Consider the following 12,460-nt stretch of genomic DNA (forward strand, 5'->3'; position numbering starts at 1 on the left):
TGAAAACTGAATAGAGCAAACGACAGCCGCAATTGGCTGTAGCCCCAAGATTTATCCAGCCGGCTGTGCCGGTGAACGGATGCAAGGGTTACGGCGGCCATAGCGCGGGGGAAACGCCCGGACCCATCCCGAACCCGGAAGCTAAGACCCGCAGCGCCGATGGTACTGCACCCGGGAGGGTGTGGGAGAGTAGGACACCGCCGGACAATCGTTAGAGCAAAGGCCCCGCCAATGTTGGCGGGGCCTTTGCTGTTTCTACCGGGTTAGTGGCATCACAGCCGTATCAGAGCCGTTCCGGCCTGCACTTGCAGACGACTGCACTAGAATAGATCGATGGCACGGAGCGGTTTCCGAGCAATGACTTCCAAATTAATTTTCATCATCATAGCGTTTGACGGCCCAGGAGCTACCTGGGATGCCCGGCCCGCTGAAAGGAGCTTCCGGCATGGCTGAATTCCATGGTCGTGGTGGACGAGACGACAAGGGCGGTGCATACGACAAGGGCGGTGCATACCGGGGAACGAACAACTCGGGCGGCGACCCGCGTGGCTATCGTTCCCGCGAGGGCCGGTCCGGGTCGGAACGTGGTGGGCAGGGTTACCGTCCCCGTGAGGACCGTCGCGACTTCGAGTCTCGTCCGCGCGGCGAGTACGGTGACCGGCCCCGCCAGGATCGTCGTGATGACCGGGGTGGCCAGGGCAACCGTCCCCGTGATGACCGGGGTTCTGAGTCGCGCGGTCCGCGTCGCGAGTATGGTGATCGTCCGCGGCGTGACTATGGTGACCGACCGCGTCAGGACCGCCCGGACCGCCGTGAAGACAGCCGTGATTTCCGTCGTGATGACCGCGGTGGGCAGGGCTACCGTCCCCGCGAAGAGCGCGGCTACGAATCCCGTGGTCCTCGCCGTGAGTATGGTGACCGGCCCCGTCCGCAGCGCGGCGACGACCGCGGTGGGCAGGGCTACCGGCCTCGTCCGGAGCGCCGTGACGACCGGGGTTATGAGTCGCGTGGTCCGCGCCGCGAGTATGGTGACCGACCGCGTCAGGACCGTGATGAGCGCCGTGACGACCGCGGCGGCCAGGGCTACCGTCCCCGCGAAGACCGCGGTTCTGAGTCGCGCGGCCCGCGCCGCGAGTACGGTGACCGGCCCCGTCCGGAGCGCCGTGATGACCGGGGTTATGAGTCGCGCGGTCCGCGCCGCGAGTATGGTGATCGTCCGCGGCGTGACTATGGTGACCGGCCCCGTCAGGACCGTGATGAGCGCCGTGACGACCGCGGCGGCCAGGGCTACCGTCCCCGCGAAGACCGCGGTTCTGAGTCGCGTGGCCCGCGCCGCGAGTACGGTGACCGGCCTGAGTTCCGCGGCGACGGCAGGGACGACGGCAGGGCGCCGCAGCGCCCACACAACCCCACGGACCTTCGCAGCGCCAACCGCTCAGACCGTCCGAAATCACCCGACATCGACGACGACATCACCGGTGCCGAGCTGGACCGTGTCGTCCGCGCACAGCTGAAGACCCTGGAATCGAAGAACGCCGAGTGGGTGTCCAAGCACCTCGTGATGGCTGCCAGGCTCATGGACGTCGAGCCGGAGCTGGCCTTCCAGCACGCCTTGGCCGCCAGCCGCCGGGGTGGACGCATGGCGCCGGTCCGTGAAGCCGTTGGACTGACCGCCTATGCCGCAGGCCATTATGGTGAGGCATTGCGAGAATTCCGCACGTTCCGCCGGATCAGCGGTTCCAACGAACACCTGCCGCTGATGGCCGACTGCGAACGTGGTCTGGGTCGTCCGGACCGCGCGCTGGAACTGGCCCGGTCCGAGGACGCTGAATCCCTGGACAATGCGGGAAAGGTGGAGCTGGCCATGGTGGTGTCCGGTGCACGGGCCGACCTGGGCGAACACGAGGCGGCTGTCGCTGCATTGGAAATTCCTCAGCTGGACATGAACCGTGCCTTTTCCTTCAGTCCCCGGCTTTTCCGCGCGTATGCAGACGCCTTGGAAGCCGTGGGACGTCATGAGGACGCCGCCACGTGGCGCCGGCAGGCGCTCGTTGCCGATAGTGCCCTGGGCGTGGGGGACTTTGCCGAACCCGACATCCTGGACCTCGTCGGCGACGAGGATGCCAGGGACGAGGAAGCCAGGGACGAACATCCCAGCCGCCCGGAGGATGAGCAGGCGGAAGCCGAGCAGTCTGACGGCCCGGCCGGCCAGCCTGTAGCAGAAGAGGCTGCCGTAGCAGAACCGGCTGCGGCAGAACCAGCAGCGGACTCTGCTGCCGCGGAAGAATCCGTTGCGGAGTCCGCGGATGAGCCCGCCGAGAGCGCAGCGGCTGGGGACCGGCAGGCTGCCGGCAGTGATGACTGATGCCCCGCTGATCTCCGGTTACGACGCGCTGCTCTCGGATCTGGACGGCGTCGTCTACGCCGGGCCTGGCGCCATTACCGGCGCCGTCGAGGCCTTGGACAAGCTGGCCGAAACCGGGACCGCGCTCGGCTACATCACGAACAACGCCTCCCGGTCCCCGGAGGAAGTGGCAGCGCACCTGCGCAGCCTCGGGGCACCTGCGGCGCCCGGCCAGGTCTTCGGATCCGCCTGGGCCGGGGCGCTCCTGCTGGCCCGGCAGGTGCCGGCAGGTTCGCGCGTGCTGGTCACCGGCAGCCACTTCCTGGCCGAGATGGTGGAGGAACAGGGTCTGGTGCCGGTGCGGTCGGCCGCTGATGATCCGGCCGCCGTCATCCAGGGCTTCGATCCTTCGGTCGGCTGGAAGGACCTGGCCGAGGCATCGTTCGCGATTGCCCGTGGCGCTGTCTGGGTGGCCACCAATACCGACATGACGATTCCCCGCGACCGCGGCATCGCCCCCGGCAACGGTGCGCTGGTGGCCGCCGTCCAAGCGGCGACCGGGGCGGAGCCGCTGGTGGCCGGCAAGCCGGAAGCTACATTGTTCGAGGCCGCTGCCGCCAGCCTTGGTGCCAGGCGCCCGCTGGTGGTCGGCGACCGGCTGGACACCGACATCCTGGGCGGCAACAACGCCGGGATGGACACGGCCGCCGTACTGACCGGGGTGGACACCGTCGAATCAATCCTGGCCGCCCGGACCGCAGAGCGCCCGCGCTACCTGCTGGCGGACTTGGGCGAGCTGTACCTGCCGTACCCGGCGGTCACTGCCGACGGCGGTGCCTTCCGGTGCGGAAAGTCCGCGGCCGTCGTGGAGTCGGGCCGGCTGCGGCTTTCCGGCAGCAGGGACAACCTCGATACCTGGCGCTGTGCGTGCGCGGCCTGGTGGCAGGCCAATCCGGAAGCGGACACCGTCCGCCGCCCCGAACTGGTGCCATAGCGCTGGCCGGGTGGCTGCCTGCTACTCGTTAGACTGGAGGAAACAGCCTGAAGGGAGCAGCACGCATGGATACGCCAGTGGCCTGGCCAGCCCAGCCGGACCCGACCGGGGACGAGAGCGTAGATGGCATCCTCGCGGAGCTGTCCGAACTGCCAGAGCTATCCATGTCGGGCCAGGCGGAGCGTTACGACCAGATCCACGACGACCTGCTGGCGGACCTTGACGCCGGGACGGACTGATCCGGCATGCCGCGTCTCGACCAGGAACTCGTGGCCCGTGGTCTCGCCCGGTCCCGCACCCATGCGGCCAAGCTGATAGCCGGCGGGTTGGTGAGCCGGGCGGGCACCGTGCTGACGAAGCCGGCCTTCGCCGTCGGGCCGGGCGACGACCTGCTGGTGGCCAGTGCCGGACCGGACTATGTCAGCCGTGCCGGGCACAAGCTTGCCGGCGCCCTGGAAGCTTTCCCCGAAATCCGCCCGGAGGGGCTGCGTTGCCTGGACGCCGGTGCCTCCACCGGAGGTTTCACCGACGTGCTGCTGCGTGCCGGCGCGCGCGAGGTGGCCGCGGTCGACGTCGGCCACGGCCAGCTGGTGCCGCAGCTGCGGGCGGACGCACGCGTGCAGTTGTTCGAGGGATTGAATGTGCGCTACTTGGACAGCGCCACCATCGGCGGCCCCGCCGCACTGACCGTCGCAGACTTGTCCTTTATCTCGCTGACCCTGGTCATCGGGCCACTGAGCCGGGCCACCGATCCCGGCGGGGACCTGGTGCTGATGGTGAAGCCGCAGTTCGAGGTGGGCCGTGAAAACCTGGCCCACACCGGCGTCGTGACTTCCGAGGAAGAACGGCGGCGCGCCGTCGAAGGCGTGGTACGCAGCGCCGTCGGCGCCGGGCTTCAGGTGCGGGGCCTGGCCCGCAGTCCGCTGCCCGGCCAGGACGGCAATGTCGAATTCTTCCTCTGGCTTAGGATGCCGTTGTCACAGCCGGTGCCTAGGATCGGTATGGAACTGGAGGCCGAGGTGCGGGAAGCCATGAGGCAGTATCCGCAGTGAGGCAGAACATCCGCGGCGACCAGGGCACAAGCCATTGAAAGTGAGCGCATGAGCAGGCGAATCCTAATTCTCACCCACACCGGCCGGCAGGATGCCATGGCTGCGGCGCAGGAGACCTGCGTGCAGCTGCGGGCGGCCGGGCTGGTGCCGGTGATGCGCAGGCAGGAGATCAACCAGATCCGGCAGGCGTACGGTGAGCTGGCAGGTCCCACCGAGGTCCTGGACGAGGACTTGTCCCTGGAAAAGGTCGACCTGGGGATGGTCCTGGGCGGAGACGGAACCATCCTGCGTTCGGCCGAGCTGGTCCGCGGCTCCGATGTGCCGTTGCTGGGCGTGAACCTGGGCCATGTCGGCTTCCTGGCCGAAAGCGAGCGGGCTGACCTGGCGCAGACGGTGCGCTGGGTCGTCGAGCGCGATTACACGGTGGAAGAGCGTATGACCATCGACGTCCAGGTCTGGCTGGACAAGCAGAAAATCGCCCATACCTGGGCCCTGAATGAAGCAACCGTGGAGAAATCGGACCGCCAGCGCATGCTGGAGGTGGTGCTGGAGGTGGATGCGCTGCCGATCAGCTCGTTCGGCTGCGACGGTGTGGTGATGGCTACGCCCACAGGTTCCACCGCCTACGCCTTTTCCGCCGGAGGTCCGGTGGTGTGGCCCGAGGTCCAGGCGCTGCTGATGGTCCCGATCAGTGCCCATGCGCTCTTTGCCAAGCCACTGGTCGTGGCGCCGACTTCCGTGATGGCACTGGAGATCCTGAGCCGGACCGATGCCAACGGCGTGCTCTGGTGCGACGGCCGCCGCAGCCTGGATTTGCCGCCGGGTTCGCGCGTGGAAGTGACCAAGTCGGACCAGCCTGTGCGCCTGGCCCGGACCAGGCAGACGCCCTTTGCAGAGCGCCTGGTGCGCAAATTCGAACTGCCGACTACCGGCTGGCGCGGGCCGGTCAAGGAAAGCGAAGCCCGGAAGCCCACCATGCCCGTGCCCGAAGTCCACACGGTGGAACCACACCACCTCCAGCCGCGGGAGGAGACCCGGCCGTGATCGAGGAAATCCGTATCCGGAACCTCGGTGTCATTACCGAGGCCACGCTGCCGCTGGGGCCCGGCCTGTCCGTGGTGACCGGCGAAACCGGCGCGGGCAAAACCATGGTGGTCACCGCGCTGGGCCTGCTGCTCGGTGCGCGGGCCGACGCAGGCGCGGTCCGCACCGGCGCGCCATCGGCCGTTGCCGAAGCGATCGTCCGGCTGACGCCGGACAGCCCGGCCCTGGCCAGGGCAGCCGAAGCGGGCGCCGAAATCGAGGAGTTCGACGGCGCGGCCGAGCTGATGCTGGCGCGCACCGTCAATGCCGACGGACGCAGCCGCGCGCACGTGGGCGGCCGCAGCGCTCCGGTGGGGGTGCTGGCCGAACTGGGCGAACAGCTGGTGGCGGTCCACGGCCAGTCCGACCAGCTCCGGCTCAAGAGCCAGGCGGCCCAGCGTGAGGCGCTGGACAAGTTTGCCGGTCCTGCGCTGGCAAAGGCCCTGGCCGCGTACCAGGGCTCCTACCACCGCTGGCGCGACGCCAGCGCCGAGCTCGAGGCGCTGCGCACGGCAGCCCGGGAGCGGCTGCGCGAGGCCGAAAGCCTGCAGCTGGCCCTGGAGGAGATCGACGGCGTGGACCCGCAGCCAGGGGAAGACGAGGCCCTGAAGGCCGAGGCACTGAAGCTGGCCAACGTGGAGCAGCTGCGGGCGGCGGCCACGCTGGCCCATCAGGCCCTGGTGGCCGAGGAAGACTACGGCGAGTCCTCTGACGCGGTCACTCTGGTCGAGGCGGCCAGGCGGAGCCTGGAGCAGGCCAGCGACGAGGACCCGGAGCTGGGCAAAGCCGCCGAGCGGCTGGCGGAGGTGGGCTATGTGCTCGCGGACGTGGCCCACGAACTGGCCAGCTACGCGGCGGCGCTGGACACCGAGGGTCCGGGGCGGCTCGAAGAGGTGGAGAACCGGCGCGCGGACCTGGCCAAACTGGTGCGCAAGTACGCCCCCAGCATCGACGAGGTGCTCGAGTGGAGCAGCGGCGCGCGCCAGCGCCTCGACGAGCTGACCGACGACTCTTCCCGGATCGAGCGGCTGGAGGCGGAGATTGGGGAGCTGGCGGAGCGGCTGAAGGAACAGTCGGCCGCGGTGACCTCGCTGCGGCAAAAGGCCGCCGGGGAGCTGGCGGCCCGGGTGGGGGAGGAGCTGGCGGCGCTGGCCATGGCCAACGCGCAGCTGACCATCGGGATCGAACCGGCGGAGCTGTCCGCCCACGGTGCGGACAGCATCTCCTTCCTGCTCAAGCCGCATCCGGGAGCGGCGCCCCGGCCGCTGGGCAAGGGCGCCTCCGGCGGTGAACTCTCGCGCGTGATGCTCGCCATCGAAGTGGTCCTGGCCGCGGTTGATCCGGTGCCGACTTTTGTGTTCGACGAGGTGGATTCGGGCGTCGGCGGCAAGGCCGCCGTCGAAATCGGCCGCCGGCTGGCCATGCTCGCCAAATACGTCCAAGTGATTGTGGTGACGCACCTGCCGCAGGTCGCAGCCTTCGCCGGCCAGCACATCCGGGTCTTCAAAACCTCGGCCCCGGCGGGGAAGAAGGGCAGCGAGGGCGTCACGGCCAGCGATGTGACGTTGCTGACCGACGAGGAGCGGATCACCGAACTGGCCCGCATGCTCGCCGGCCAGGAGGAATCCGAATCCGCCCGCGCACATGCCCTGGAACTGATCGAAGGGGCCAGGCAGAGTCTGTGACCATGGGTAAAGTCCATGGGCAAAGAGGGTACGATCGGCAGCAGGCAGCGCGGCATCGGACCCCGGGGCCGCCGGAAAGGTGATAGGCTCGAATTCCGTGGTGCAGCGAACTAATTCCCGTTTTCCCAAGTCGTCGCAGACGACCAAACATATCTTCGTCACCGGCGGCGTGGCGTCCTCCCTCGGGAAGGGGCTGACGGCATCGAGCCTCGGCCACCTGCTCCGGGCCCGCGGACTCTCGGTCACCATGCAGAAGCTGGATCCCTATCTGAACGTGGATCCGGGGACCATGAACCCCTTCCAGCACGGCGAAGTCTTCGTGACCGATGACGGCGCCGAGACGGACCTGGATATCGGACACTACGAGCGGTTCCTGGACGAAAGCCTGGACGGCTCGGCCAACGTGACGACCGGCCAGGTCTATTCCACGGTGATCGCCAAGGAGCGGCGCGGCGAGTACCTCGGCGACACGGTCCAGGTCATCCCGCACATCACGGACGAGATCAAGCGCCGGATGCGCCTGCCCGCGGAACCCGCCGGCGGCAAGAAGGCCCCGGATGTCATCATCACCGAAATCGGCGGCACGGTGGGCGACATCGAGTCCCAGCCGTTCCTGGAGTCCGCCCGGCAGGTGCGCCAGGATATCGGCCGCTCCAACGTCTTCTTCCTGCATGTCTCGCTGGTGCCGTACATCGGCCCGTCCCAGGAGCTGAAGACCAAGCCGACGCAGCACTCCGTGGCGGCGCTGCGCTCGATCGGCATCCAGCCGGACGCGATCGTGATCCGTTCGGACCGGGAAGTCCCGCAGCCGATGCGCGAGAAGATCGGCCGGATGTGCGACGTCGACGTCGACGCCGTGATCGGCTGCCCGGATGCACCGAGCATCTACGACATTCCCAAGACGCTGCATGCCCAGGGCCTGGACGCGTACATCGTCCAGCACCTGGACCTGAAGTTCAAGGACGTGAACTGGAGCAAGTGGAACCGGCTGCTGGAGGCCGTCCACAACCCGCGCCACGAGGTCGAGGTTGCCCTGGTCGGCAAGTACATCGACCTGCCGGACGCCTACCTCTCCGTCACCGAGGCGCTGCGCGCCGGCGGCTTCGCCAACAAGACCAAGGTCAAGATCCGCTGGGTCCCTTCGGACGACTGCGCCACCGAGGAAGGCGCCGCTACGTCGCTGGCCGGCGTGCAGGCCATCTGCGTGCCCGGCGGCTTTGGCATCCGCGGCCTCGAAGGCAAGCTGGGTGCGCTGAAGTTCGCCCGCGAGCACAAGATCCCGACCTTGGGTCTGTGCCTGGGTCTGCAGTCCATGGTGATGGAATACGCCCGCAACGTGGTTGGCCTGGCCGGTGCCTCCTCGACCGAATTCGACCCGGACACCGAGTTCCCGGTGATCGCCACCATGGAAGAGCAGTTGGAGATCGTCGAAGGGCGCGGCGACCTGGGCGGCACGATGCGGCTGGGTCTCTACGACGCCACCCTGGTACCCGGGTCGGTAGTCGCAACCACCTACGGGACCACCGAGGTGAGCGAGCGGCACCGGCACCGCTACGAGGTCAACAACAAGTACCGCGGTCAGCTGGCGGATGCGGGCCTGGTCTTCTCGGGTACGTCTCCGGACGGCAAACTGGTCGAGTTCGTCGAACTGCCGGCCGAAGTGCATCCGTACTACGTTTCCACCCAGGCGCACCCGGAACTGAGCTCGCGTCCTACCCGGCCGCATCCGTTGTTCGCCGGTCTGGTTGCCGCGGCCCTGAACCACGGCAAGCCGAAGGCCAAGAAGGCTGCTGCCGAGCCGGCAGCCACAGAGCCGGAATCCGCCGAGCCGGCAGCCGCCGAGGCCGGCGCCTAGATGGCTGACGGGCCGCGGGACCTCACCGACCAGCCGGATCCGCGGAAGCTGATCGACTCCCGCACCGTTTACGAGGGCCGCATCTGGGACGTGGTCAGCGATACCTTCAGCCTGTCCGGCAGCGGTGACGACGTCCTGGTCCGCGACTACATCGCGCACCCGGGCGCCGTCGCCGTGCTGGCCATGGACGAGCGCGGCCGTGTCCTGCTGCTGAAGCAGTACCGGCAGCCGGCACGGATGTCCTTCTGGGAAATCCCCGCCGGGTTGCTGGACGTTCACGGCGAGGACTTCGCTGCTGCCGCAGCGCGGGAACTGGCCGAGGAAGCGGACCTGACGGCACAGCGCTGGGATGTGCTGGTGGATTTCTTCAATTCACCCGGCTCGTCCAGCGAAGCCATCCGGATCTATCTGGCCCGGGAGCTCGCCGAGGTGCCCGAGGACCAGCGGCATGTGCGCACCGAGGAGGAAGCCGAGATCGAGCACCGTTGGGTCAGTCTCGAGGAGGCGGTCAATGGGGTGCTCGGCGGACGCCTGCACAACCCGTCTGCCGTCGTGGGTGTCCTCGCGGCGGCCGAGGCAGCGCGGACCGGATTCAGCGGTCTGCGCCCGGCGGATGCCCCCTGGCCGGAGCACCCCTCGCAGCGCCATACCTGGGCCACGCCGGGACAGCACGGGGCCTGAGCACCGATGCCAGCAACGGGGACCGTGGCCGGCGCTGCCGCCGGTCCGGACGGGACGGGCCCGCTGGTCCGAGCCGCGGAGGACTACCTGCAGCACATGGGGGTTGAACGCGGACTGGCGGCCAATACGCTGGCCGCCTACCGGCGGGACCTGAACCGCTACCTGCGCTTCCTGCAGCAGCGCGGCATCGGCGCCCCGCAGGAGATCACACGCCATGACGTCACTGCGTTCGCGCAGGCACTGACCGACGGCGCCGACGGCGGGGCGGCGCTGAGCGTGCGGTCGGCGGCCCGGGCCATCGTCGCGGTCCGCGGACTGCACAAGTTCTGGGTGCTCGAAGGCATCACCGCCGGCGACGCCGCGACGGACGTTCATCCGCCGATGCCGGGCAAGCGCCTGCCCAAGGCCATCTCCGTGGCCGAGGTGACGCGGCTGCTTGAGTCCGTGGGCACCGACACCCCGGCCGGGCTGCGCGACCGGGCGCTACTGGAATTCCTGTACTCCACCGGGGCACGGATCAGCGAGGCCGTGGGGCTGGACGTGGACGACGTCGCGGTGGAACGCGACGGGGCGGGACCGGCCATCGTCCGCCTGTTCGGCAAGGGGTCGAAGGAACGCGTGGTGCCGCTGGGCTCCTACGCGGCCGAAGCCGTGGACAATTACCTGGTCCGGGCCCGGCCCGGGATCGCAGCCAAGGGCCGCGGTACGCCTGCCCTGTTCCTGAACGCCCGCGGCGGGCGGCTGAGCCGGCAAAGCGCCTGGACCATCCTGAAGGCTGCGGCGGAGAAGGCCGGCATCGTCCAGGAAGTCTCGCCGCACACCCTGCGGCACTCCTTTGCCACACACCTGCTGGAAGGCGGGGCGGACGTGCGCGTGGTCCAGGAGCTGCTCGGCCATGCCTCGGTGACCACCACCCAGGTCTACACCCTGGTCACGGCCGACACCCTGCGCGAAGTCTTCGCCGCGGCACATCCCCGCGCGCAGGGTTGATCCGGATGCGCAATCCCGGCGCCGGGCCGATCGCCGTCGCACTCTGTTTCCTACTGCGCAGCGACATTGTGGATGGCGACACTGTGGATGGCGATACTGCCGGGCTGAGCGTGCTGCTTGGACGCAAGAAGGCCGGATTCGGCGCGGGCAAGGTCGTCGGCGTCGGCGGCAAGCTGGAAGCAGGAGAGAGCAGCCTCCAAGCGGCGTGCCGGGAGGTGTTCGAGGAAACCGGCGTGCTGGTCCGCCCCGAGCACCTGGAGCGGGCCGGCCGGATCTTCTTCGATTTCCCCGCCAATCCTGACTGGAACATGGACACGGACCTGTTCGTGGCCAGGCGCTGGGAAGGCGAGCCTGCCGAGTCCGACGAGATTGTTCCGGCCTGGTACCGGGTCGATGCCCTGCCGCTGGCGGACATGTGGCACGACGCCGGCAACTGGCTGCCGTTGGCACTGACCGGCTCCGCGCCGCAGCTGCGCATCGTGCTCAACCGGGACAACGAAACAGTGGCAGCCGTCCTGCCCCTGCCCCGGTAGCCCCCCATCGACAGTTAACGCCCTTCCCAGCTTGGGAAGGGCGTCAACTGTCGATGGGGGGAGCAGGTGGGGTAGTGGCTAGGGCTCGACGGAGCGCTGGTCGGGGCCGTTGTATTCGCTCAGCGGGCGGATGAGCGAGTTGGCCTCGAGCTGTTCCATGATGTGGGCGGTCCAGCCGGTGATGCGGGCGGCCACGAAGATCGGCGTGAAGGTCTGCGTGTCGAAGCCCATCAGGTGGTAGGCCGGCCCGGCGGGGTAGTCCAGGTTCGGCTCGATGTTCTTGCGCTGGTGCATCCCGGCGGCCAGCGCGTCGTAGAGTTCGCTGATGTCCGGGCGGTCATAGTGCAGGATCATCCGGTCCAGCGCGGCCTTCATGGTCGGCACCCGGGAGTCGCCGTGCTTGTAGACCCGGTGGCCGAAGCCCATGATCTTCTTCTTGCTGGCCAGTGCATCCTCCAGCCAGGCGGTGGCCCGCTCGGTGAGGTTGTCCCCGTCCATGCCGATCTGCTCGAAGGTCTCCATCACGGCCTCGTTCGCGCCGCCGTGCAGCGGGCCCTTGAGTGCGCCGATGGCGCCGGTGACCGCCGAGTGCAGGTCGGAGAGCGTGGAGGTGATCACCCGGGCGGTGAACGTGGAGGCGTTGAACGAGTGTTCGGCGTAGAGGATCATCGAGACGTTGAAGGCATCCACCACGTCGTCGGCGGCCTCCTCGCCGAAGCTCATCCAGAGGAAGTTGGCTGCATAGCCCAGGTCCTCGCGCGGCTCCACGGGTTGCTGGCCGCGGCGCCGGCGCTGGTCATAGGCGACGATGGCGGGGAAGGCGGCGAACAGGTCCATCGCCTTGGCCAGGTTGGCCTCGGGCGAGGAATCCTCTGCCAGCGGGTGGCGGGCACCCATCACGGAGGCGGCGGTGCGGCAGATGTCCATCGGGTGCGCGGTCAGCGGCAGTGTATCGATCACGGACTTCACCACCGGGTCGAGCGCCCGCTGGGCGCGCTCACGCTGCGTGAAGACGGACAGCTGCTCCGCGTCGGGCAGTTCGCCGTTCCAGAGCAGGTAGGCCACCTCCTCGAAGCTGCACTTGGCGGCCAGTTCCTGCACCGGGTAGCCGCGGTACAGCAGCGAATTGGTCTCCGGGTTGACCTTGGAGATGCGTGTGGTGTCGACCACGACGCCGGCCAGCCCCTTATGGATCTGCGGAGCGGGCGCAGTTGTTTCGGTAGTCATGACTGCTCCTTGCTGA

12 protein-coding genes and 1 rRNA gene are annotated in these 12,460 nt (G+C 68.5%); 11 read left to right on the forward strand and 2 right to left on the reverse strand.

Features of this window, described 5'->3' with window-relative positions; translation table 11 throughout:
- The first annotated feature begins 89 nt into the window (after positions 1-89).
- Positions 90-206: ribosomal RNA gene (rrf, locus tag LVY72_RS18020) — 5S ribosomal RNA — on the forward strand.
- A gap of 200 nt (positions 207-406) precedes the next feature.
- Here the strand turns inward: rrf and LVY72_RS18025 are convergent.
- Positions 407-1,405: a hypothetical protein gene (locus tag LVY72_RS18025; RefSeq protein WP_237824035.1), complete on the reverse strand. Its 999-nt coding sequence runs from the start codon at positions 1,403-1,405 to the stop codon at positions 407-409.
- A 138-nt stretch (positions 1,406-1,543) separates the two neighbouring features.
- On the opposite strand from LVY72_RS18025, the gene LVY72_RS18030 reads away from it, so the two are divergent.
- The 10 genes from LVY72_RS18030 (at position 1,544) to LVY72_RS18075 (ending at position 11,217) form a co-directional block, all read left to right on the forward strand.
- Positions 1,544-2,365 carry a tetratricopeptide repeat protein gene (locus LVY72_RS18030; RefSeq protein WP_237824038.1) on the forward strand — a complete coding sequence of 274 codons (822 nt, stop codon included), beginning with the start codon at positions 1,544-1,546 and terminating at the stop codon, positions 2,363-2,365.
- Positions 2,358-3,338 (forward strand): HAD-IIA family hydrolase, encoded by a 981-nt coding sequence (locus tag LVY72_RS18035; protein WP_237824054.1) that lies wholly within the window; start codon positions 2,358-2,360, stop codon positions 3,336-3,338. The genes LVY72_RS18030 and LVY72_RS18035 overlap by 8 nt, the downstream gene beginning before the upstream one ends.
- Positions 3,339-3,403: 65 nt before the next feature.
- Positions 3,404-3,577 (forward strand): hypothetical protein, encoded by a 174-nt coding sequence (locus tag LVY72_RS18040; RefSeq protein WP_237824057.1) that lies wholly within the window; start codon positions 3,404-3,406, stop codon positions 3,575-3,577.
- A 6-nt stretch (positions 3,578-3,583) separates the two neighbouring features.
- The gene (locus LVY72_RS18045; protein ID WP_237824059.1) at positions 3,584-4,390 is read left to right on the forward strand and encodes a TlyA family RNA methyltransferase; all 807 of its coding nucleotides are present in this window, start codon (positions 3,584-3,586) and stop codon (positions 4,388-4,390) included.
- Between the two features lie 48 nt (positions 4,391-4,438).
- Positions 4,439-5,434, forward strand: a complete 996-nt coding sequence (locus LVY72_RS18050) for an NAD kinase (protein ID WP_237824076.1) — start codon at positions 4,439-4,441, stop codon at positions 5,432-5,434.
- Positions 5,431-7,158 carry a DNA repair protein RecN gene (gene recN, locus LVY72_RS18055; protein ID WP_237824079.1) on the forward strand — a complete coding sequence of 576 codons (1,728 nt, stop codon included), beginning with the start codon at positions 5,431-5,433 and terminating at the stop codon, positions 7,156-7,158. The genes LVY72_RS18050 and recN overlap by 4 nt, the downstream gene beginning before the upstream one ends.
- A 79-nt stretch (positions 7,159-7,237) precedes the next feature.
- Positions 7,238-9,013, forward strand: a complete 1,776-nt coding sequence (gene pyrG / locus LVY72_RS18060) for a CTP synthase (protein WP_308190846.1) — start codon at positions 7,238-7,240, stop codon at positions 9,011-9,013.
- Positions 9,014-9,694 carry an NUDIX domain-containing protein gene (locus LVY72_RS18065; protein WP_237824101.1) on the forward strand — a complete coding sequence of 227 codons (681 nt, stop codon included), beginning with the start codon at positions 9,014-9,016 and terminating at the stop codon, positions 9,692-9,694.
- A gap of 6 nt (positions 9,695-9,700) precedes the next feature.
- Complete coding sequence (gene xerD, locus LVY72_RS18070) at positions 9,701-10,684, forward strand: site-specific tyrosine recombinase XerD (RefSeq protein WP_237824117.1); 984 nt, start codon at positions 9,701-9,703, stop codon at positions 10,682-10,684.
- Positions 10,685-10,689: 5 nt separating this feature from the next.
- Entirely contained in the window at positions 10,690-11,217 is a 528-nt protein-coding gene (locus tag LVY72_RS18075; protein WP_237824120.1) for an 8-oxo-dGTP diphosphatase, read from the forward strand.
- Positions 11,218-11,295: 78 nt separating this feature from the next.
- On the opposite strand, the gene LVY72_RS18080 is transcribed toward LVY72_RS18075, so the two are convergent.
- Entirely contained in the window at positions 11,296-12,444 is a 1,149-nt protein-coding gene (locus LVY72_RS18080; RefSeq protein WP_237824125.1) for a bifunctional 2-methylcitrate synthase/citrate synthase, read from the reverse strand.
- Positions 12,445-12,460 lie beyond the last annotated feature (16 nt).

Source organism: Arthrobacter hankyongi (genome assembly GCF_022012395.1).
GTDB classification, from domain to species: domain Bacteria; phylum Actinomycetota; class Actinomycetes; order Actinomycetales; family Micrococcaceae; genus Crystallibacter; species Crystallibacter hankyongi.

Coding starts and splice junctions, on each gene's coding strand:
- LVY72_RS18035 (WP_237824054.1), top strand. CDS start 2,358: ATGACTGATGCCCCGCTGATCTCCGGTTACGACGCGCTGCTCTCGGAT.
- LVY72_RS18040 (WP_237824057.1), top strand. CDS start 3,404: ATGGATACGCCAGTGGCCTGGCCAGCCCAGCCGGACCCGACCGGGGAC.
- LVY72_RS18045 (WP_237824059.1), top strand. CDS start 3,584: ATGCCGCGTCTCGACCAGGAACTCGTGGCCCGTGGTCTCGCCCGGTCC.
- LVY72_RS18050 (WP_237824076.1), top strand. CDS start 4,439: ATGAGCAGGCGAATCCTAATTCTCACCCACACCGGCCGGCAGGATGCC.
- LVY72_RS18065 (WP_237824101.1), top strand. CDS start 9,014: ATGGCTGACGGGCCGCGGGACCTCACCGACCAGCCGGATCCGCGGAAG.
- xerD (WP_237824117.1), top strand. CDS start 9,701: ATGCCAGCAACGGGGACCGTGGCCGGCGCTGCCGCCGGTCCGGACGGG.
- LVY72_RS18075 (WP_237824120.1), top strand. CDS start 10,690: ATGCGCAATCCCGGCGCCGGGCCGATCGCCGTCGCACTCTGTTTCCTA.
- LVY72_RS18080 (WP_237824125.1), bottom strand. CDS start 12,444: ATGACTACCGAAACAACTGCGCCCGCTCCGCAGATCCATAAGGGGCTG.